Origin of the sequence: Citrobacter sp. RHBSTW-01013 (genome assembly GCF_013781985.1) — a bacterium.
In the GTDB taxonomy this organism is placed as follows: Bacteria; Pseudomonadota; Gammaproteobacteria; order Enterobacterales; family Enterobacteriaceae; genus Citrobacter; species Citrobacter braakii.
This window is the reverse complement of sequence record NZ_CP056185.1, coordinates 3,632,733-3,655,695: the sequence shown is the minus strand read 5'-3', so window position 1 is coordinate 3,655,695 and position 22,963 is coordinate 3,632,733. Positions and strand designations below refer to the sequence as shown.

At 51.2% G+C, this 22,963-nt stretch carries 13 protein-coding genes; 8 read left to right on the top strand and 5 right to left on the bottom strand.

Annotated features, from left to right (window positions below; genetic code table 11):
• Positions 1–429: 429 nt before the first annotated feature.
• The 3 genes from HV350_RS17635 (at position 430) to HV350_RS17625 (ending at position 2,597) form a co-directional block, all read left to right on the top strand.
• Positions 430–1,116 carry a pilus assembly protein PilZ gene (locus HV350_RS17635; RefSeq protein ID WP_181629031.1) on the top strand — a complete coding sequence of 229 codons (687 nt, stop codon included), beginning with the start codon at positions 430–432 and terminating at the stop codon, positions 1,114–1,116.
• A 24-nt stretch (positions 1,117–1,140) separates the two neighbouring features.
• Positions 1,141–1,728 (top strand): helix-turn-helix transcriptional regulator, encoded by a 588-nt coding sequence (locus tag HV350_RS17630; RefSeq protein WP_019076223.1) that lies wholly within the window; start codon positions 1,141–1,143, stop codon positions 1,726–1,728.
• Between the two features lie 101 nt (positions 1,729–1,829).
• Entirely contained in the window at positions 1,830–2,597 is a 768-nt protein-coding gene (locus HV350_RS17625; RefSeq protein ID WP_016152160.1) for an EAL domain-containing protein, read from the top strand.
• Positions 2,598–2,785: 188 nt separating this feature from the next.
• On the opposite strand, the gene HV350_RS17620 is transcribed toward HV350_RS17625, so the two are convergent.
• The 3 genes from HV350_RS17620 to HV350_RS17610 form a co-directional block, all read right to left on the bottom strand.
• Complete coding sequence (locus HV350_RS17620) at positions 2,786–12,118, bottom strand: autotransporter outer membrane beta-barrel domain-containing protein (protein WP_181629029.1); 9,333 nt, start codon at positions 12,116–12,118, stop codon at positions 2,786–2,788.
• Between the two features lie 196 nt (positions 12,119–12,314).
• Complete coding sequence (locus HV350_RS26695; protein ID WP_306459933.1) at positions 12,315–12,836, bottom strand: LuxR C-terminal-related transcriptional regulator; 522 nt, start codon at positions 12,834–12,836, stop codon at positions 12,315–12,317.
• Positions 12,837–13,510: 674 nt separating this feature from the next.
• Positions 13,511–14,686 (bottom strand): DnaJ family molecular chaperone, encoded by a 1,176-nt coding sequence (locus HV350_RS17610; protein ID WP_016152164.1) that lies wholly within the window; start codon positions 14,684–14,686, stop codon positions 13,511–13,513.
• 246 nt (positions 14,687–14,932) lie between these two features.
• On the opposite strand from HV350_RS17610, the gene pheP reads away from it, so the two are divergent.
• From pheP to HV350_RS17585, 5 genes are all read left to right on the top strand, one after another.
• Positions 14,933–16,327 carry a phenylalanine transporter gene (gene pheP / locus HV350_RS17605; protein WP_032931079.1) on the top strand — a complete coding sequence of 465 codons (1,395 nt, stop codon included), beginning with the start codon at positions 14,933–14,935 and terminating at the stop codon, positions 16,325–16,327.
• Between the two features lie 165 nt (positions 16,328–16,492).
• Positions 16,493–17,734, top strand: a complete 1,242-nt coding sequence (locus tag HV350_RS17600; RefSeq protein WP_016155933.1) for an MFS transporter — start codon at positions 16,493–16,495, stop codon at positions 17,732–17,734.
• A gap of 15 nt (positions 17,735–17,749) precedes the next feature.
• Positions 17,750–18,778 carry a sugar phosphate isomerase/epimerase family protein gene (locus HV350_RS17595; protein WP_181629027.1) on the top strand — a complete coding sequence of 343 codons (1,029 nt, stop codon included), beginning with the start codon at positions 17,750–17,752 and terminating at the stop codon, positions 18,776–18,778.
• Positions 18,775–19,926 carry a Gfo/Idh/MocA family oxidoreductase gene (locus HV350_RS17590; RefSeq protein WP_181629025.1) on the top strand — a complete coding sequence of 384 codons (1,152 nt, stop codon included), beginning with the start codon at positions 18,775–18,777 and terminating at the stop codon, positions 19,924–19,926. Before HV350_RS17595 ends, HV350_RS17590 begins: the two co-directional genes overlap by 4 nt.
• A 77-nt stretch (positions 19,927–20,003) precedes the next feature.
• On the top strand, positions 20,004–20,984 hold the full coding sequence (locus tag HV350_RS17585) for a LacI family DNA-binding transcriptional regulator (protein WP_016155936.1): 981 nt from the start codon (positions 20,004–20,006) through the stop codon (positions 20,982–20,984).
• 3 nt (positions 20,985–20,987) lie between these two features.
• Here HV350_RS17585 and HV350_RS17580 read toward each other — a convergent pair whose 3' ends face one another.
• Both HV350_RS17580 and nfsB read right to left on the bottom strand, forming a co-directional pair.
• Positions 20,988–22,232 (bottom strand): mechanosensitive ion channel family protein, encoded by a 1,245-nt coding sequence (locus tag HV350_RS17580; protein WP_016152170.1) that lies wholly within the window; start codon positions 22,230–22,232, stop codon positions 20,988–20,990.
• A gap of 64 nt (positions 22,233–22,296) precedes the next feature.
• On the bottom strand, positions 22,297–22,950 hold the full coding sequence (gene nfsB, locus HV350_RS17575; protein ID WP_016152171.1) for an oxygen-insensitive NAD(P)H nitroreductase: 654 nt from the start codon (positions 22,948–22,950) through the stop codon (positions 22,297–22,299).
• Between the last annotated feature and the right edge of the window lie 13 nt (positions 22,951–22,963).

Genomic DNA, 22,963 nt, shown 5'->3' with positions numbered 1-22,963 from the left:
GTCGGAGCTATATTCCTGGTTAATGATATAGTGCAGTAAGCATTTTCTCTTCTTCTTGCGATAGCACGCCAGTCCGCATACTGCGTGGTCCTTCCATCAAAACCCATTCATTTCCCTCTATTTTTTTCTGTGTAGTTCTTGCTATTTGTTATCTCAAAATGACATCTCAAAAAAATTTATTATTCTCTTTTGTTATAGTTAGCCAACAACTTCATGTGGTTTTAGGCATGGCTTCAGCTAGAATTAACTTTGATTAAATGTTTTTACGTATCAATAAATGGCTAAAGATAGTTAAAAACTTAATTTTTAACCAACTGTTCGACATGGAATCCACTATGGTAATTAAGCACCAGGGGTGGATGCTGATCTCGCGTTTTGTGAGCAACCAAAAGCGAGACATATCTTAAATATGGAAATAAGGGTTTTAGAATGAGCTTTGGATTAGCAAAGGACAACAAGTTTGAAATCATCGCTACCCTTCGTGAAGAGTTGCACAAGAAAACGAAACTTGAAGTTTTATGTGAAAACCATAGTGTTATCACGCAGTTAGAGAATATTGATTTCGAGCGGTTTGTCATCTCCGGACACGAAGACATTGTTCCTGAAAAGGTCCAGTACTTTATCCTGCACAGTGAGAGTGGGATTGTAAAATTTAGTGCCAGATTCGAACAAACCTTATCAGCAGGTGCACAAGCAGGATTATCCTACTTCATCCCGGATATGATTTTCTTTGCCCAGCAGCGACAAAATCAGCGTTTTTCCTTCCTGAAGGGTTACGACTTTTTCTGTTTTGGTCGTTACAAAAACGGAGAAAACTACTCTCTGAAGATTAAAAACATCTCGCAGGGCGGTTGTGCATTAATTGTTAAAGATGTGAACTCCCGTTTTCTCTATAAAGATGCGGTGATTAAAAATGCCGCGCTGGATTTTGATACGTTTGGCAGTTTACAGCTGGATTTGAAAGTGATCGATGTCGTCATGATCAATGAATTTGATGAGGATAATCAATTGTATGCCTGTCATCAGATCTCATGTGAGTTCGATTTTAAAAATCGTCGTGAAGAGGCTGAGGTCGAAAAGATTATTATTAAATTTTTAATGAGTAACAAGATTTGATGCTGATAAGGAGCGATGAACAGGATGTTGATGTGTGGCAGTGATAATTTTGTGGGCAACGGTTTGTTCGCCTACCTGACAAGCAAACATGTACCGATACAAACATTCCAGTTTGAGGATATGTTGCATCAGTCATCATTATGCCAGCATCAAACCATGGTTTTTAATATCATTGATAACGAACAACCATGTTCAACTATCGTGCAGTTTTTGAATAAAAACCGCTTCAAGTTTTATAATAATGTCGTGGTAATTATTGCTGATAGTTTGGTGGCGAAATTATGTGTAGAGTTATTATATGTTGAAAAAACGATAGTTTTGACGGAGAAATCTTCACTGCGCGATTTCGGTCAACTGGCGTCGTTAACGGCCGGGAAATGGAATCCCCGGCTGTATCGTTCACAGAAAAGATTAACCGAGAGAGAGCAGCAGATTCTGAATTTATTGGTAAACGGATATACCGCCAGAGAAATTTCAGAGTTAGTCAGCCTGAATTATAAAACTATCCAGGCGCATAAAATGAGGGTCGTCACCAAGCTGGGACTGACCAATACCTCGGAATTAAATAAATTAATTGTCAGATTTACCCATCGTATGTCTTTTTTACCCTAACCTGGCCATTCTATTCTGATGTAACACACTTAATAGTAGATACAATTCGGGAGTGATATTGACTGGTTTTTAATTTTTATGATTTGTTGAGGGAGAGAGGAATGTTTAATTCTAGTGAGGTGTTAACCGCGCTTGAAAAGGCATTGAATACCAGTCAGCTTTATATGGTTTATCAACCAATTTTTAATTTGCGTAATCAGCGTATTAGCGGGTTTGAAGCATTAATGCGTTGGAATAGCCCCCAGATGGGGATGATCTCTCCCGATGTTTTTATTACCTTGCTGGAAGACAGCGGCAATATCATGTCAATTGAAGATATGGTTACCCACACTCCCTGGGATGTGGCAACCCGTTGGCCAGAGCCCCTTGTATTGTCCGTCAATATTTCCGCGCTTGAGTTCTGCGATCCGCTGTTACCCCAACGCGTCAGAAAAAATCTTACTGTATGTGGTCTCCCGCCCCATCGATGCCAGATAGAGGTCACGGAAACGTCGCCGCTGTGCGACAGTCAGGTCGCGGCTAAAAATATGACGGAGCTGAAGGCGATAGGGGTCAAAATTGCCCTTGATGATTTTGGAACTGGCCACGCCAATCTTAACTATCTGTTGAAATATCCTTTTGATACCTTAAAAATTGATAAGGAATTTATCGCCGGCATTGAACCCGATACCCGCTCAACAAAGATTGTCGAGGGTATCATTTCACTGGCGCACAATTTTGGTATTGAAGTTCTTGCTGAAGGGGTGGAAACCCAGTCCGAACTGGACCGGCTGATGCAGATTGGTTGTGACAAAATTCAAGGCTTTTTCATTTCTCCCCCGGTGTTGGCAGAAGAGATCCCGTTACTCCTGACGCAGTATAATCCTTAATCTTCTCCCTCTCTGTTGTTCCCCTGAACCTCGATTGTTTCGCGTTGCCAGAGGGCTGCTCCCGCGCTTTTCCTGCCTATAAAATAAGTCCGTAGGCCTGATACGTTAAGCGCATCAGGTTGCTTTGTATCCGTGACAGGCAAAAAAAAGCCCCCTGTTAAACAGAGGGCTAGCGAGTTTATGTCAGCTTAGAACGATTTCTTAAAGCCAATTGATGCATTAACCGGCGCTTCAACCTGCGACTTACTGCCACCGTTGCTAAATTGCGTACCCAGTTCTCCGTAAACCTGCAGGTTTCTGTCGATAGACCATGACAGACCGGCAGCAACTTCAGTGCTGGAGTACTGTTGTGAAGACTCAAGCGTGGTGGTGGCTACCGCATTGCTAAAGTGCGTTTTGTCTTTTGAGCCCAGACCCTGCCAGACGTTGACCCTGCCGTAAGGCTGGAATTTGCCATGGTTGGTGTCATAGTCAGCGACCAGACGCACGCCCAGACGGGCGGTAAAGGAATCCGCGGTATCCATTTTCACTTTCGTTTGGGTTACACCATCAAGCCGCCCGTTATCAAAGTCGCTGTATTGATAGATCAACTGAGCCTGAGGTTCCAGACTCCATGCGCTGGCGCCTAAACGGAACGATTTACCCACTTCTGTTGACGCCGTCAGCGTGTTGCCTCTGACGGTATACGAGCCGTTGTTACCGGTCGCCGCCAGGCGGGATTTATGGTTACCGTATTGCAGGACGTTATCAACATACATCCCGTCGCCCGAGAACCAGGTGGCGTAGCCGCCGACATAAAACGCGTTGTCGTCGATGTTGCCGCCTTTGCCGTCGCTGCCTGTCTTCGTGCCTTTCACGTTGCTGTCGATATCAAGAATGCTGGTATACATCCCGGCTTTCCAGCTTTCGTTGGCATACATATCGACGCCAACCTGAATCCCCATGGTATGGGAACTGGTTTGCGTTCCAGCCGCATCATCCAGTTTGGTTTTACCGGAGTAGCCAATCATTCTTGCCCAGGCGCGATTGTCTTCATCAATACCCGGTTTAACCTCGTCCCCCATACGCTGGTGCATGTTGCCTAACAGGCTGATGTCGCCCTGACGAACGACGCTGGCGAGACCAGAATACAGCATGGTTTCTGGACGATATTCGCTTCTCAGATACCAGTTTTCACCCTGACCCTGAGCGTTACCCGCATGCAGTTGATACTCAAATGCGCCTGCTGCCATACGATCGGCGGCAAGATGGAAGGCGTCTCGTGACGTTTGTGCTGTAGTGGTTGCGCCATTGAGCGCGGTTACCACTTCGATACCATCACCAATAGTTGGTGCGCCGAGACCAGAACCATCGACATCCAATAGCGTACTACCGCTGGCTTTACCGCCATCGATAATCAGACGGTCGGCAATGCCTGCGCCGCTGCCATTTTGTGTGGCCGCCATGTTGATAGTCCCTTTTTCGCCGGTGTAATCCCCTTTGACGGTTAACGTTGTGCCAGTTTGCTGGCCGATGAGTGAAACATCGCCGCCGTTGCTCAGTCCCGCTACCGTCTGGTTGTAACCTTGCGTGTTGAGGGTGGTGTCAGCGACAACGTAGTGGTGTGATGCGCTACTCAGAGTGTTGGTATTACCCGCCTGCAGTACACCGTTGGCAATCAGCGTTGCGCCGCTGTAGCTGTTTTCACCATGCAACTCCGTAACACCGCTGCCGGTTTGATGCAGTTGGCCTTCACCGCTGATATTACCGGTCAGCGCCAGGGTATCGCCACGATTGACGTTGAGTACGCCGTTATCAACGATATCCCCCTGAATGCTGCCGATATCACCGCCGTTACCCAGCTGTAAAACGCCTTGCTCGATGGTGGTGCCACCGGTGTAGGTGTTATCCAGCGTCAGGGTGAGGGAGCCTTTACCAGTTTTGGTCAACTGACCGTTACCTTCGACTTCCGTCAGCAGAGAAACGTTATGTCCGTTGGTGTCGAATGTCCCGCCGCCGGATTCCAGAGTCACCTGACGAGCGGTATCAAACGCTTCACCATATTTCAGCGTACCACCATTAAAGGTAATTCCCGTCTCTGGTGCGCCAAGGTTGGTATCACCCGCCACCTGCAGCGTACCTGAGGTGATGGTGGTTCCACCGCTGTAGGTGTTGTCACCAGTGAGGATGAGCGTACCGAGGTCGCCTTTATTCAGGCCGCCGGTACCGCGGATCACGCTGTCGATAGTCGCGGTGTAGTTAGCGCCGTCTACTGTGCCATCGCCGACGCGAATCAGCGTATTAGCCGTATCGGTGGTAATGGCTTCACCGCCCACGCGATAACCATCGGTGGCGAACTGTGCGCCACTGATGATGACGTCGCCTTTGCTGTTATCGACGGTTACGTTGCCCGCTTCACCCTGGAAGACGGCGAACGCAGCATCGGTAAACGGTGCATTCAGCGCGCCTTCTGGCGTTGATTCATCCGTTGTCCAGTTGTCATTACCCTGGCTGGATTGCCAGATACCGTCGCCGCCGTTGATGACGCCGTTGTTTTTCAGCTCGCCATTCTCACCGCCGGTGCCGTCCCAGAAACGTAGCGTCAGCCCGGCATGGTTGACCAGGTTAACCTGGTTTTTAACCGAGGTTTGTACGTACAGGCTGTCCGCAGCTTCCGGCGCGTCGGCAATGTCCATCACATTGTTGGTTAATGTGCCGGTGTAGTTGATGACGCGGTAAACACCAACGTCAAAGCTTCCGCCTGGAGAGGTCTGGATATTGAGCTTACCATCGAGCGTCAGATCGCCATTCACATCTATCAGGTCATTGAAGGCTCCGCCTGGGGTATAGGCCTGACCAAACTGGTAATCAAGCTGTGCGTTATCGCTGAGCGTCAGTGAACCGGTAGTCAGTTTACCCACGCTATTGATGGCCGCACCCGCGGTAATATGGCCGTCATCCAGTACATCAACCGCGCCGCCGATAATACCGTTCCCGCCGAGCGTTGCCCCAGATTTCACCGTCACCTGACCGGTCGCGGCAGACTGATTACCGTTGACCAGCAGTACGCCTTCATTGACGTCCGTGGTGCCGGTCCAGGTGTTATCGCCGGTGAGCGTTAACGTGCCGTCACCGATTTTCACCAGGCTGCCGTCGTTGCCGCTGATAATGCCGCTGATGGTGTCATCAAGGTGCAGATTACCCAGCGACAATTCTTTATTGCCCAGTTCGACATTCCCCGCGCCTGACAACGAGCCGATAGATGTTGCGCTGTCGACTGCGCTGATATCGACCTTGCCGCCCGCCAGGTTTTTAACGACGGTATTCTCTGCTAACGCCTGGTCCGCAAAGGTCATCAGTCCGCTGTTATTCACGCTAGCAGTACCACCGCTGGCATTTTCTTCCAGCGCCAACGTACTGTCTTTTGACACGTTAACCGTCGCCTCGCCCGCGGTGGCGTTATCGGTTAACAGCGCTTTCGCTGTGCCCGTCAGGTTCAGTTTTGCGCTCGCGGCGGTGACGTTATCCGCCAGCGTTAACAGGCTGTCGGCGATGTTCATGGTCAGGGATTTCAGGCTGGTCTCTGTTCCGCTGACATTGAGCGTCGCCCCGTTATTGACGTTCACGGTGCTGCTTTCATTGCTACCAAAGGCCCCGGTTTTGCTGACGTTGACCGTCACATTGTTGGCATTTCCGGTACCGGCAATTTCTGTGTCGCCTTTATAGCTGTTCGCGCGATTGAGCGACAGGGTACTGCCCGCATCGCTTGAGCTGCTGGTGACTTTCAGTTTACCGTCGCCGGTAATCTCACCGGTTGGCGTGAAATCATGTGAATTGAGGTCAAACACCGCCGCGTTATCATTCGCGCCCAGCGCAATGGTGCGATTGCTGGTCAGGTCCGCGCCCATCTGCAACGTGGAGCCGTTGTTGATAGCCAGGTCGGTTCCGCTCTGACCGAGGTTGCTGTCGGCGGAAATCTGCAACGTACCGCCATCAATGCGTGTGCCGCCGCGATACGCGTTATCACCGCTGAGGATCAGACGACCAAGGTCGGTTTTCACCAGCGTCAGCTTGTCAGTCGTGCTGGCTTCGCGGATGACGGACTCAATGGTCGCGGTATAGTTTTGCCCCGCGCCACCCGCGCCAACGCGCAGCAGCAGTTCACCGGTTCCCGGCGTCTGGCCGGCGTGGGTCGCGTTTTCCGTGGTGGCATAAGCGTTAAGTGCGTCGCCTTTAACGACATAGCCATCGGCGTCAAACTGTGCCCCGGAGAAGTTAACTTCTCCCGCGGCGTTATCCACGGTAACGGTGCCACCTTTGGTGGTGAAGACGGCAAAGGACTTCTGCGCCCAAGGTGCGTTACCTTCGCCCGTTGCCGTGGTCCAGTTGTTATCACCCTGACTGCCGATCGCCATCCATTTGCCATCGCCACCGTCAATTTTGCTGTCGCCCTCAATGCCCGACGCGCCGTGGCTTTGACTTACCGTCGCTCCGTCCCAGAATTGCAGGGTAACGCTGTTGGCGTTCACCAGGTTGACCTGTTTGTCGATAGAGGTCTGGACAAAAATATTGCTCTTATCCTGACTGTCCGGTATTGCGCCCAGCTCCAGCGTCTGGTTATCCAGCGTACCGCCGTAATTATAGATACGGTACACGCCCGGTCCGAAGTTACCGCCTTGCGACGTGGTAACATCCAGGGTCCCGTCCAGTTGCAGATCGCCTGCCACGTTCACCAGATCGTTTAGCGCACCGCCTGGCGTAAAGGCCTGGCCCAGTTCGAAAGCGGAGGTCGTTTTGCTGCCAAGCTGCAGATTACCGTTAACAGATAGCGTACCCGCACCGCCGTCACCGGCGCTGATGGTTGTGGCATCGTTCATCAGCACGTTACCGCCGATAATGCCCTTACCGCCAAGTGTGGACGTACCGCTGACGGTGGTGACGCCGCGCGCCGCGCTTTGATCGCCATTCACCAGCAGCGTGCCGTTAGTAACGGTGGTGTTACCGGTATAGGTATTGTTGCCGTTCAGACGGGTAATGCCGCCGCCGATTTGCTGTAGCGCACCGATACCGGAGATCACACCGTTGAGCAGCACGGTGTTGGCGCGATTAATCGCCAACACGCCGTTGTCGATGATGTCAGAGACGGCGCTCACTTCGCCTTCATTTCCACCGTCACCTAACTGCAGCGTACCGGTTTGATCAATGGTGGTAGATCCGGTGTAGCTATTGTTGGCGGTAAACACCGTGGTGCCGCCCGCCGCACGTTCAAATTTCCCGTCGCCGCTGATGATCCCGCGATAGATCTGTGCTGCTGAGGTATCCCCCTGAGTATCGAAGATAACCTTGCTGTCTGCGCCCTGGGTGGTGACATTGTAATCGCCAATGCTTGCGGCAGTGCTGGTTGGCTCGACGTGGTCGCCGGTACGCAGCGTGGCGCCATTGTTAACAGCAAGGGTTTCGCTCGCCAGATTCAGGTTTTCAACGATGCGTACATCTGCATTTGACCCGCTGATGGTCAGTGAATCCCAGCCGGTGCCAATGTTGGTACCAGTATTCAGGTTGTCGCTAGCCAGCGTACCAATCTTCGCATCTTTTGTATCAGTGAAGGTGAGAGCGTTGCCCGTTCCCGCTGCGGTAAGGATGTGGCGCGTTTTATCCAGCGTCACATTGCCGATGTTGGCTTTATTGTTACCGCCAGTACCCGCGAAATTCACTTCGCCAGCATAAGAGCCGCTACGCCAGTTGAAGGTATCCGTACCTTCACCGGTGTTGATTACGCCGCTGGTCACACCGCCGCTGATATCGATGGTGTCATTGCCTTTACCAGACTGAACTGCCACGGCCGAGTCGTTGATGGCCTGCAGGGTTCCCGTGTTGGTGATGGCTTTACTGCTGTCGCCGCTGGCGTCTATTACCGGTGAGGTGGTACTGGCAGAGATAATCTTGCCGCTGTTGGTCAATGCGCTAACGTTTTTCGCGATGATTGCAGAACCACCTGCGCTGTCATGCACGTTGATGTCGGCATTGGTGGTGATACGACCGTCCGTATTGGCGCGGATACCGCTGCCTTCGCTGTTGAGTACCTCAATGGTATAGCCTTTGCCGATGGTTAGATTACCCGTCACCGCGTCGCCATTACGTTGTTCAAAGGCGAAGCCGGTACCTTTACCGTTGACGTTGAGGATATTGTCCAGCCCATCGTTCATGGTCAGCGCCACGCTGGTGCGGATCCCTGGGCCATCGTTGGAGTCGATGGTGACATCACGCAGCGTGATATTGGTGTTGTTGGCATCGTTTTGAATACCGGCACCGGTACCCTCAGCGCGGATCATCACGCTTTGCGCGGCCAGAGCGCCAGCGCCTTCGGCCAGGCGAATGCCGTCAGCGGAGCCATCCGTGGTAATGCTGTCGCCAGTCATACCGTTAATCAGCAGGCTTGCCCCTTGGGTCAACAGAACGCCAGCGGTGCCATCATCAACCTGAATTTTGCCCAGCTTATTAATCTGCGCGCTGGAGCCTGAGGCGCGTACGCCGATGCCGTTGCTAACATGCAGGGCGAGGGAGGAGTTATTGGTTAAGCTACCGCCTTTTTGAACATCGACACCGATGCTGTCGACGCTGGCCAGATCGATAATCGATTTGGTATCGAGGATCAGGTTGCCCAGATTCCTCGCCACATAGGCGATTACCTTGTTGCCGCTGGCTTCAGAGGTGATCTTCGCGTTTGAGGTCAGGGTCGTGCTCGTGGCATTGCCCTGCGTATTACCATTCAACTGATGCGCCTGACCATCCACAACCCCGGCAACGGTTCTTTCACCGGTTAAATTGATGGTGGTTTTATCGCTGATGGTCCCTTTCGCGCCGCCTTCGATAACCAGCGCCGCAGAGTCAGTACCCTTAACGGTAAACGTTGCTTCACCGGTATCTACGTTACTGCCTGCGCCGGTGGCGAGTACGCCCACGGAATTGTTACCGCTGAGAGTCAAATCCAGGTTGGAAGTGGACTGATCTTTCGGGTTAGTGGTATTACCGGCCAGCAATGCGCCATTGGCGATACGGAAAATGGTGGTGCGATCCTGACCGTTGTCATTCATCACCGCCTGACCAATATTGGCGGTAGCGCCCTTACCATACAGGTAATAACCAATCTGATCGGTGCTGTTAAATGAGGGGCTACTTAAGCTGTCAACGTTAGCGATGGCGTTATCACGCACGTGGACGCCGATGTTACCGGCTTTATCCAGCGTAATATTAGAGTAGACGTTGACCACTGCCTGACCTTTGTCGCCTCCTTCCGCCCAGATGGCGTAGTTACGGTTACCGACGCCGCCTTCACCGTCCACCACGATAGAGCCTGCAGCGCTGGTGGTGACTTCGGCATTTTTGTTATTGGCGCTAACGTGGATCCCTACGTTGTTGGTGCCATTCACGTTAATCTTGCCGTCGTTACGGATTTCCTGATTATTTTCTGCGCCGCTGTCGTGTACGGAGATGCCGTAGTTCTTACTGCTGCCCCCTTTAGAACCGCCATTGATCACGATATTGCCGGTATTGAGGACGTTGCCCGTGGCATTTCCGACCAAAATCCCCGCGGCGTTACGGACGCCGGTTCCCAGCGTGATAAGGCCGTTGTTAATCACCTCTTTGGCGCTCTTGAACATAATACCGGCGCTCAGGCTGGAACCGCCTGCCATGGTGACATCTTTAGCCGGATCGCTTGCGTCGCGACCAAGATAAATAGAGGCATTCTGAGCATTGGTAAAGGTGGCATTCCCGGCGACTTCTACGCCATAAGCGGTGCCGCTGGCAAAGGATGTACCGCTTTTACGTCCGTCTACGACGTTAATCTCGCCATTGTTGACCCCTTGCGCATCGTCAGACAATTGCATACCAATCGCCAGCGTCAGCGAAGAAGCGGGGACGTCTTTGCTCCAGGGATCGGCTGCCGAAGCGGTACCAAAGTTATCGGTGGTGATCGCCTGGTTGATGATGCCGTTGTTAGCGATCTGGCTGGTGCCTTGACCTTGCATACCAAATGCGCCATAGCTGTTGACGTTTTGGTTGCCGTCTTTGTCGATAAACAGCCCGGAGTTGATCATCCCGTTGTTGGTTGCCGTCGCGTCTTTTGCCAGCATGCCAATCGCCAGGCTCTGCCCGGTAGACGTTCGTAATGCGTTCAGTTCGCCAAAGTTTGTGATAACCCCGCTATCAACGGCTTTCATGACGCCATTAATACTGCCGTCAACGGCAAGAATCGCATCTTTGTTCAGGGTGCCGGAGGTGCCTGCGCCGTTGGCGTAAATAGCATGCAGCTCACCGCGGTCAGCGGTCGCGTTATTGGCATGTGATAAGCCGTCTGTCCAGACGTCGTAATCCCAACTGAGCACGTCAGAGGGCTTGCTGGAATTGATCAGACCATCAATCAGCTCGGCATACTTCGTTTGTGCTGCGGTGACGGTTGTGACTTCATTCGCTTCCAGCCACAGCTGGATTTGGCTGACTTTTTCGCCTTCCGGGTTTTCCGCCGCGTCGCTGCTATTGCCCAACAGCCAGTCGTTAAATTCGGCCAACTCCTGCGTGTTGGTGATGTTAAATGTGCGCTTACCCGTTTCGACGACTTTGCCGTCCGTATCATAGCCGTAGGTCATGAGCGTGACAGCATCGCCAAACACGGAGGTTTGCGCTGAGCCGGCGAAGGTTTTTTCAGGAATAACCGGGGCGGCGTTAAATTTGATAAAGTTATCGGATTGCCAGTAAACCTGGCTACCCGCGTCCTGAGCCTCCAGTAAGGAGGAGTCTTTGGCCAGTAATTCGATGGTATTGGCTTTGGCGCGTACATTGAGCGTGTCGTCGCCCAAATTCAGATCGGCCGTGGAGCCGTTTGTCGCCAGCGCGATGCCAAATTGTTTGTAGATTTTAGACTGCGTCGGATCGTAAGTGTTTAATGCCGAATCGCCAATCTGTGATTCGGTAAGAAAGTTACTTAACGCGTTGGTATCAAAGACTTTAATGGTTGTTTTTTCGCCGGGGAACGCCGGGTCGTTAATCTCAAATTCTGTGCTCTGCGAAGGCGTTGATGATTGGTTATAAGTCAGGTATTCCGCCAGCTCCTCGGCAGTAGTAATCGTTTTTACGCCCTGGTCAGGGCTGGTGGCCTGCAGGGTGATTTTGCCGGTTTGCAGTAGCTCTCTGATGGTCGTTGATTCAACAACGCCACTTTGACCCGGGCTGATGGTTGGGATCGCGCCGCTGATATTGAGCGCCTGACCAGCAGTGATATCTTCATATAAGAATCCGTAGTCGTGGACACCCTCATAATCCCCAACAGAAATACCTGTCTGGTAGTCGGCGAAAATATTATGTTCACCGATGTCGATGATCGGAGTTGCTGAAGCTTGCATTGAAGCAGCGCTTAATGCGCCGGCCGCCAGTACGGCGACAGTTTTACGTGAGCTGTTTTTTTTCTTTCCTTTGGTTAATTCGGAAACGACCACCCAGATACCGAGCACCGCGTTCCAAATAATGCTGTAAACTTTGTTCATATATAACCCTCGTCTACATTCCTGTTATGTGTATTGTTAATACATTGAGTTGTTGGCTATGGTTGGCACGCGGATGTGCTACCCGGTAATAGATTTTTGGAAATAGGATTCCCTTCCGTGCGATGCGGAATTAAAAAGTGAGCCGAAAGGAAATCTTTTAAATAATAACCGTGATAATTGTCCTTAAATAAGTCAGTTACGGCTGGCTATAGTGAGAAATGGTGTACTTGAGTCGGGAGTTATTTTTCCCGAGTTTTCTGGCAATGTTGCTTTTGTACGCCCCGATGGTTTTTTCACTTTTTTGTGATGCCCCAGCGATTTGAGTCAATGACCAACCCCGGGCAAGCATCATCATTACGTTAAATTCGTTTGCTGTGATTTTGTTATTTATTTCTTTGATATTACGTGGTTTTTTGTTTTGTGATATGCACGTCACGGCATGCAGTAACCGATCAAGGCTGGCGTCTTGATCGAGGAACAGCATGTTCCTCCCGCAAACGGTTTGAAAAATAGAAAAAGTAGCTTCATCTGCCAAAACAATAATTTTTGTGGCAGGGCGTAAAGCCATGTTGCGGATAATCCTGGCATATTTTAAAAAATCTGAGTTGTCAGGATTAATAATGATGCAATCCATTTCATAAGGGATTATGTTGACGGCAGAAAGCGTCTGAGAGGAGTAGTACGCGATATCAATATATAATGATGAACCACGTAGGATTTATCGCATGCCTAGCCAGGGATAAATTGATTCACCCAAAAAAATAGCCTTAGACATAACGATCTCCTTGAAATTTTGGTGCAGGCGGTCGCCTCTTTTTTTAGGCTAAAAAAAGAGTTTCTTGCGACGCATGAAATGTTAATTAAATCTCGTATGACGTTCTTTGGTGTGAACGCATCCTTATTTATTGCAGATTCAACAGATATTTCTGTATTAATTTGAATCATTAACTATTCTTAAAGTAGATATTACACTTTGTTAAAATTTAAGATAAATCGTTTATTTCAGCTCTGAGTAAATGATTGATAGATTTCGCTTATGGATCACGCGAATAATGTTTCAGCCATTTCTATAAAGACAGGGTATTCCTATTTAGACTGGAGGGGATTTATATTAAAAACCTTATATTTCAAACAGATAACCATTCTTCTTAATGGGACTATTGGCAGGTAGGAGAATTCTTAATCAAGGCCAGGATAAAGAGAGAGGGAGAGCGGTGGGAGAGAGAAATATTGTCTTATTTGCAGTTATCGACCTAAAACTCGAGTATTTAAGTTGATAACTCTGACTTACCTTAATAACTCAGCATCTTATGCTATTTTTATCATTTGGTGCTTAATCTTCAAATCTCGCTTGAAGATGTTGTATTTTCTGCTTTCTATCGCTGATAGCGCTTAGCCCGCCAACAGCTCCTGCTCAACCTGTTGCACCTGTTGTTCCAGCGTATTGCGGATTTCCGTAAGCGCCCGTTGTTGATCGGAGAAGTAAGCCTCTTTATCCGTCACGGAGGTGGCAAGGCGCCAGGCGTTCTCAGCTTCCAGTTCGGTAATCTCTTTGAGCAGTGCGTTAATTTGTTCTCTGAGCTGCTGTATTTTGCTGCGTAAATGCTGCAGATCGTTCAATCGGTCGCTCGCCATCATCGGTTCGAGGCCGCTTTGCAATTGAGTCAGTAGCGCCCGAACGGCAGCAAGGTCGGCATTCTGGCGCGCCTGGTTAAGCTGCACCATCATCTGATGCGCTTTCTCTTTCAGATCGTCTGCCACCACGTCCGGATGACAAAGACGGCTGGCCTGACGCCACAGGCGTTTTAACTCATTACGCTCTTCAGAAGAAAGTCGTTGGTCCCGGCTAAAACGATGTTGCGCATCCTGCTGTTGCTCCTGATATTCATCATATTCATGGCTGGCTTCTTCCTGTGCCTGACGGGCTGCGCTGTCGTCCTGGCGAGAAAAGTCGTTTTCCAGCTCACGAATCTCCGCCAGCAGGGCGGTAATAAGTTCCGTTTGTTGCTGAATTCGTTGACGTGTTTCCACCGATTCGCGCGAATCTGAATTCTGGTTCATCCAGAGCTGCTTAAGTCTGGCCAGTTGATCAACGGCCTGGGAAATATAGTGCTGGCAGGATTGATAGTCTTGTTCCCGGCGTTTTCGCTCCGCTTCCTGTTTGCGCTGGGCGCTGGCGGCGAGCTGTTTACGCAACTCGAGGATCCGGCTCATCAGAGGCCCAAGGCGAAGATGATACAGATCGTTGAAATCATCGAGGATTTGAATGCGCGTGTTGCGCTTATCGATCAGGTCACGCAGCTGTGTTTCGAGCGCTTTTAGTTCCAGTTTACTGGCGGCAATGGCAGGATCCTGCCACGTTGAGACTGCCCGTTGAGATTGCAGCCAGGCCGTGATTTCACGTAGGGCATCACTAAAGCGCCGTGCTTCGAGCGCCTGAACGATGGCGCCAGGCAAGACTGACATAGGCTCATTTTTCAGATGATCTACCTGCTGGAAAATAATCTCCTCATCTTCCAGTTCAATAGCGCTTTTGACGATTTCCAGTCGTTTGATGATCTTATTCATGACAGTCGTTGCCTGGCCTGGCTCAAAAACGAGTGGCTGAAACACAGCGGGTTCACCCGTTTGATAATGTTAGAAAAACAGTAAAGCGCATTCTGTGGCCTGCAATGCCTTTTCGTCCAGAATAATTCACTGTAATTATGAACAAACGCAATGCCACGGGCACAGCGGGTCCTTATTGTGCCTTGCGACAACCAGGTTGAAATGTTAAAAGAAGCCCCTTCAATAAAAACGACACAGGGGAAGGGCGTGAAAAACGCGTCAACTGCATCTGACACCAGCGTGTCTGATGCCGCGTCAACGAATGAGCCGACGCTTCAGAGGGGGTTGCAAAACCGCCATATTCAATTAATTGCGCTGGGCGGCGCAATTGGTACCGGCCTGTTTTTGGGCATTGGCCCGGCTATTCAGATGGCAGGACCTGCGGTGTTACTGGGTTACGGCGTTGCCGGGATCATCGCTTTTTTGATTATGCGTCAACTGGGCGAAATGGTGGTGGAAGAACCCGTTTCGGGATCGTTTGCCCATTTTGCCTATAAATACTGGGGACCGTTCGCGGGATTTCTGTCCGGCTGGAACTACTGGGTTATGTTTGTGCTGGTTGGCATGGCGGAACTGACCGCGGCTGGGATCTACATGCAGTACTGGCTGCCCGATGTCCCGACCTGGATTTGGGCCGCGGCATTCTTCGTGATCATCAACGCGGTTAACCTGGTCAACGTACGTCTGTATGGCGAAACGGAATTCTGGTTTGCGCTGATTAAAGTGCTGGCCATTATCGGCATGATTGGTTTTGGCGTGTGGATGCTGTTTTCCGGTCACGGCGGGGAACATGCCAGCATTGATAACCTGTGGCGTTACAACGGCTTTTTTGCCACCGGCTGGAACGGGTTGATCCTGTCGCTGGCGGTAATTATGTTCTCCTTTGGCGGACTTGAGCTTATCGGGATTACTGCCGCAGAAGCGCAGGATCCGCAGAAAAGCATTCCAAAGGCGGTAAACCAGGTGGTGTACCGTATTCTGCTGTTTTACATCGGTTCTCTGGTGGTGCTGCTGGCGCTGTACCCGTGGGTGGAAGTGAAATCCAACAGCAGCCCGTTTGTGATGATCTTCCATAATCTTGATAGCAACGTGGTGGCTTCTGCGCTGAACTTTGTCATTCTGGTGGCTTCGCTGTCGGTATATAACAGTGGCGTCTACTCTAACAGCCGTATGCTGTTTGGTCTCTCTGTCCAGGGGAACGCGCCGAAGTTCTTAACCCGCGTCAGCCGTCGCGGCGTACCGGTGAATTCACTGATCCTCTCCGGTGCTATTACGTCTCTGGTCGTACTGATCAACTATGTCCTGCCACAAAAGGCCTTTAGTCTGCTGATGGCGCTGGTTGTGGCGACGCTGCTGTTGAACTGGATTATGATCTGCCTGGCCCATCTGCGATTCAGGGCGGCGATGCGTCGTAAGGGACGTGACACGCAGTTCAAAGCGCTGCTGTACCCGGCAGGGAACTATCTGTGTATTGCTTTCCTTGGCATGATTCTGGTGCTGATGTGTACGATGGACGATATGCGCCTGTCAGCTATCCTCCTGCCGGTGTGGATCCTGTTCCTGTTCGTTGCCTTCAAACTGCTGTGTCGTAAGTCCCGCTAAGTTTCTACCGATCCCATCGTCAGGATGGGATCGGATCTTCTCTCAATGTTTATCGTGACCGCTCTCGCAATTTTGCCTTTGCTGGCAGGAACTTTGTTTTGTAATCGATTACTTTTCTATTGAATCTATTTTGTAATCGATTACTTTTTAAAGGTGAGGCAAAAAATGGTGTCAACAACCGAAAGTAGTGGAAAACAGAACGTACAGTACCGGCTGCTGGTACCCCGGCTGTCGCTAATGATGTTCTTACAGTTCTTTATCTGGGGAAGTTGGTCCGTCACGCTGGGGCTGGTGATGAGCCAGCACAACATGTCGCTGCTGATTGGCGATGCCTTTTCAGCCGGGCCCATTGCCTCTATTCTGTCGCCGTTCGTCTTAGGGATGCTGGTAGACCGCTTCTTTGCCTCGCAAAAGGTGATGGCGGTGATGCACCTTGCAGGCGCGGCGATCCTCTGGTTTGTTCCGCAGGCATTGGTGGCGCAAAACGGTGCGCTGTTGATTGGTCTGCTGTTTGGCTACACATTGTGCTACATGCCAACGCTGGCGCTTACCAACAACATTGCTTTTCATAGCCTGTCGGATAAAGACAAAACTTTCCCGGTGGTGCGGGTGTTTGGCACCATTGGCTGGATTGTCGCGGGGATTTTTATCGGCGTAACCGGAATCTCGGATACTACCGGCATCTTTACGCTGGCGGCGGTTATTTCTGTGATTCTGGCGCTCTACAGCCTGACGTTGCCCAACACGCCCGCACCGGCGAAAGGACTGCCGGTAAAAGTGCGCGATCTGTTTTGTGCGGATGCTTTCGCCTTACTCAAGGTTCGTCACTTTTTTGTCTTCTCGCTCTGCGCGACGCTTATTTCTGTACCGTTGGGAACCTATTACGCATATACCGCGTCGTTTCTGGCTGATGCGGGCGTTGGCGATGTCAGTACGGCGATGTCGTTTGGTCAGATGTCTGAAATTTTCTTCATGCTGGTGATCCCGTTCCTGTTCAGGCGTCTGGGCGTGAAATACATGTTGTTAATCGGGATGTGCGCCTGGTTTGTGCGCTACGCATTCTTTGCCCTCGGCATCAGCGAAGAGGGCCGATTCCTGCTGTATCTCGGCATTCTGCTGCACGGCGTGTGCTACGACTTCTTCTTCGTGGTCGGCTTTATTTACACCGATCGTATTGCCGGGGAGAAAGTAAAAGGCCAGGCGCAAAGCATGATCGTTATGTTTACCTATGGGATCGGTATGCTGCTTGGTTCGCAAATTTCAGGCGCACTTTACAACCGTCTGGTGGCGGGGCAAACGGTGCCTCAGGCATGGACCACATTCTGGTGGATCCCGGCAGTGGCTGCCGCAGTGATTGCCGTGATTTTCCTTTTCTCTTTCAAGTATGACGACAAAGAGCAGGCGTAATTTTCAGGAGGGGTTATGAAAACCATCAAGGGGCCTGGCATTTTTCTGGCGCAATTTATCGGGGATCGTCCCCCATTTAACACCCTGGAAGGCGTGGCAAAATGGGCGGCGGAGCTGGGCTATAAGGCATTACAAATCCCGTGTAATCACAAGTCGTTGTTTGATGTCGAACAAGCAGCCAGAAGTCAGGCCTATTGTGATGATATTAGTGGGATGCTGGCCGGGCATGGGCTGGTGATTAGCGAACTATCTACCCATCTTGAAGGCCAACTGGTTGCCGTCCATCCGGCTTACGATGACGCTTTTGACGGATTTGCTCCGCCATCTGTACGCGCTAATCCGCAGGCCAGGCAGGCGTGGGCCATCGAAATCCTCCACCAGGCCGCTGTGGCTTCGCAAAGGCTGGGGCTGACGGCGCATGCTACGTTTTCTGGTTCGCTCGCTTGGCCCTTCTTTTATCCGTGGCCACCGCATAACCGTCAGCGCTTTGAAGAGGCTTTTCTGGAGCTGGCGCGCCGCTGGAGACCCATTCTCGATCGCTTTGATCATCATGGGGTGGATGTTTGCTTTGAGATCCATCCCGGTGAAGACCTGCACGATGGCGTAACGTTCGAGCGCTTTCTGGCGCTGGTTAATCATCATCCTCGCTGCAACATTCTCTATGACCCGAGCCATCTGTTATTGCAGCAGATGGATTACCTTGGGTTTATCGATGTTTACCACTCGCGCATTAAAGCGTTTCACGTCAAGGACGCTGAGTACCACGCCAGTAGCCGCAGTGGTGTCTATGGCGGTTATCAGCCGTGGCTCGATCGCGCTGGGCGTTTCCGTTCCCTGGGGGACGGTCAGGTCGATTTCAAAACCATCTTCAGCAAGTTCACACAATATGATTTCCCTGGCTGGGCGGTACTGGAATGGGAGTGTTGCCTGAAAGACGCGCAAACCGGGGCGCGTGAGGGGAGCGATTTTATACGCCGCCACATTATTCCGGTTTCTTCACGCGCATTTGATGATTTCGCCGCTGGCGATGAGGTACACAAATGATACAGGTTGGCATTATTGGCAGCGGTTTTATTGGGCCTGCACATATCGAGGCGTTGCGTCGACTCGGCGGTGTGAACGTGGTGGCGCTCTGTGATAGCTCGCTGGCGGTTGCCCAGGAACGTGCAGATGCTCTTCATATTCCTCAGGCGTACGGCAGCGTTGAGGCGCTGCTGGCGCATCCCGGACTGCAGGTGGTGCATAACTGTACGCCGAATCATCTGCATGCCGACATCAATCGGCAGATTCTACGCGCGGGTCTGCATGTGTTTTCAGAAAAGCCGCTGTGTATGACGCCTGATGAGGCTCGTGAACTGGAAACGCTGGCGGAGCAGGGAGGAGTGGTGCACGGCGTGAGCTTTGTCTATCGTCAGTTTGCGATGGTACAACAGGCTGCCAGCATGGTCAGGCGCGGTAGCGTAGGGCGTCTGTTTGCCGTCCAGGGGAGCTATTTGCAGGACTGGATGCTGCTGGAAACTGACTACAACTGGCGGGTTGATGCCAAACAGGGCGGCAACTCACGGGCGGTTGCGGATATCGGTTCCCACTGGTGTGACACGGTGCAATTCGTCACTGGAAAACGTATTGTCGAGGTGATGGCCGATCTGGCTATCGTCTGGCCGGTACGAAAAGCCAGCATCGCCGGTAACGCTACGTTTGGCCAGCAAATGACTGACCTGCAATTTGAGGATAAAGCGGTGACGACGGAAGATTGTGGATCGGTGCTGGTACGTTTTGACGATGGTAGCAAAGGCTGCTTTAGCGTTTCACAGGTGAGTGCCGGGCGCAAGAATCACCTGAGCTTTGAAATTAACGGTAGCCAGAGTTCACTGCACTGGGATCAGGAAACGCCGCAACAGCTTTGGGTCGGGCACCGTCAGCAGGCGAACCAGATCCTGACGGATGACCCAGGATTGATGAATGCGGATGTTGCTGCCAGTGCGCACTTTCCGGGTGGGCATATTGAGGGCTGGCCGGATGCGTTCAAGAATATGATGCAACAGTTCTATCAGGCGGTGCAGGCAGGCAAAATGCCCGCGACGGCTGAGCGTCGATTTGCGTCATTTTCTGATGGTGCGGATGTGATGTATATCATTGATGCGATTATAAAAAGCCATCAGCAGCAGCGCTGGGTATCAGTGCAGCGCTAAACACGCACCCGGTTCGCCGGGCAGTGATTTTATGGTAGCCTCAACGTAAAGCCTAAACCGCAGGACTTGTCGTCGTTATGTCTATTCAAAAAATCGCCCAGCTTGCCGGTGTGTCGGTGGCGACGGTATCGCGTGTGCTGAATCACAGTGATACCGTCAAAGCCAAAAATCGCGAGCGCGTGCTACAGGCTATTAAAGAAAGCAATTATCAGCCCAACCTGCTGGCTCGTCAGCTGCGTACGGCACGCAGTTCGATGATTCTGGTGATGGTTTCCAACATTGCCAACCCTTTTTGTGCAGAGGTTGTTAAAGGCATTGAAGAAGAGGCTGAAAAGAATGGCTATCGCATTTTGCTGTGTAATTCCGGCTCGGATACCGCTCGCTCAAAATCGGCGCTAAAGCTGCTGTCGGGGAAAATCGTTGATGGCATTATCACCATGGATGCATTCTCAAAATTACCGGAACTAACCACGCTGATTGGCGACGCTCCCTGGGTTCAGTGTGCGGAATATGCTGATAAAGGCGCGGTTTCCTGCGTAGGGATTAACGATGTTGACGCTGCGCAGTCGGTAATATCTCACCTGGTGGAAAAGGGCTATCGACGCATTGCGCTAATCAATCATGATCTGAGTTATAAATACGCCCGGTTGCGCGAACGTGGGTATAAAGCGGCGCTGCATGCGCTGTCGCTTGAGTATCAGGCCGTAGAATACGCCAGCGAGTTAAGTTCCAGTGCAGGAATTGCGGCGATGAAAACATTGCTTGCCGCAGAGGTGAAACCCGACGCGGTGTTTGCCGTATCGGACACGCTGGCCGCTGGGGCGATGCGTGCTATTTTCAATGCCGGATTACAGATCCCGCAGGATATCGCCGTCGTGGGCTTCGACGGTACGGAACTGGCAGAAATGGTTTCCCCACAGCTTTCGACCATTGAGCAGCCCTCGCGGGATATAGGCCGCAAAGCGGTAGGATTGCTGCTGAATAAAATAGAAAATCCTGACGCGCAGACGGAAAGGGTGATGATGGACTGGCGCTATATTTCACGCGCCAGTACCTGAGCGTTAGCGTTGAAACGCGCCTGACAGCGCGCGAATATCATTTCCGGTGGGCGACTGATGAATGCGCAAGCCAAATTCTTCGATCACGGCGAATATATGGTCGAAAATATCAGCCTGAATACTTTCATATTCCAGCCAGACCACCGTATTGGTAAAAGCATAAATTTCGATCGGTAAACCGTGATCGTCTGGCGCAAGCTGGCGCACCATTAACGTCATATCTTTGCGAATCCGCGGATGATGACGCAAATATTCGTTCAGATAGGCGCGGAAGGTGCCAATATTCGTCATCCGACGGTGGTTTAATACCGATTCAGGCGCATCTAACTGCTGATTCCACTCGTCAATTTCCTGATGGCGCGTGGTCAAATACGGTTTCAGCAGGTGCGCTTTATGCAGCCGCTGACGCTCATCCTCATCAAGAAAATGAATGCTGGTAGCATCAATGCTGATGCTGCGTTTAATGCGTCGCCCACCGGAAGCCGACATCCCACTCCAGTTTTTAAAAGAGTCCGATACCAGTGACCAGGTTGGGATAGTGGTGATGGTGTTATCCCAGTTGCGCACTTTTACGGTGGTTAAGCCAATATCAATCACCGCGCCATCTGCGCCGTATTTAGGCATTTCCAGCCAGTCACCCAACTTCAACATATCGTTGGCTGAAAGCTGTATTCCGGCCACCAGCCCGAGGATCGGATCTTTAAACACCAGCATTAACACGGCGGCCATGGCACCCAGACCGCTTATCAATATTGCCGGTGACTGACCAATCAGCAGGGAAATCATTAATATTCCGACGACAATAGCGCTGATGAGCTTGATGCCCTGAAATATGCCTTTTAGCGGTAATTGCGATGCGGCAGGGAATTTTTGCGACAGATTGAGAATGACGTCCAGCAGGGAAAACAAGGACAACAGGGCGTACATCATGATCCACAGCTGTGCGCAGGTTACTAATATTTCTGCTGCTTCACTGCCTTTCTGTAACCAGAGTGCGGCCTGTATATTGACAATGATACCCTGCAGGGTGAATGCCAGCCGATGAAATAACTTGTTCTGCGTGATGATTTGTAGCCACAGGCGGGAGCTGGCGTTGGCGCGCTTTTCAAATGCGCGTAATACCACCCAATGCAAAATAACGTGAACAATAATGGCGGTGATAAAAATAATGCCAAAAATCATCACCAGTGAGGTGGTGTGATTTATTTCAATGCCGAGTTCTTCTACCTGAGATATCAATTCCTGCATAACGTCTCCTTAATAAACAGCGGTCTATGATGACCGCTGTGTAGAGCTTATGCAAATGCGGGGATTAAACTTCCGTCAGTGTTGTTTCCAGCGGCAGACGAGATTTTGGCAGCGCGGCGTTGAAATCTTCTACGCTGTGATGACCCACCGGGACCACAACTACGCTGGTGAACCCTTTTTCTTTCAGGCCAAATTCTGCATCCATCACCGCCGCATCGAAACCTTCGATCGGCACCGCATCCAGACCCATCGCCGCCACGCCCAGCAGGAAGTTACCGACGTTCAGGTACACCTGTTTTGCCATCCAGTGGTTGTCATCTTTCAGCTCTTTGCGATGCATGTCGGCAAAGAAGGTACGGCCTTTGTGGTTTGCAGCTTTGGCTTCAGGGGTGGCGAAACGGCCATCGCGCTCTTCTTGATCCACCACGCGCTCCAGCCAGGCATCGTCCATCGCCGTTTTGGCGCAGAACACCACGACGTGGGAAGCATCCAGCATTTTACGTTCGTTGAATACAAAACCGCCGGCTGCGGATTTCGCCACGCGCGCTTTACCTTCGTCAGTGCTGGCAACGATAAAGTGCCACGGCTGAGAGTTGGTGCTGGACGGACTAAACTGCAGCAGCGTTTTTAATTTTTCGGCCTGCTCAGCGGTCAGTTTTTTATTCGGATCGAATGCCTTAGTGGAGTAACGTTTTAAGGCGACAGAAACAATATCCATAACTACTCCTGGT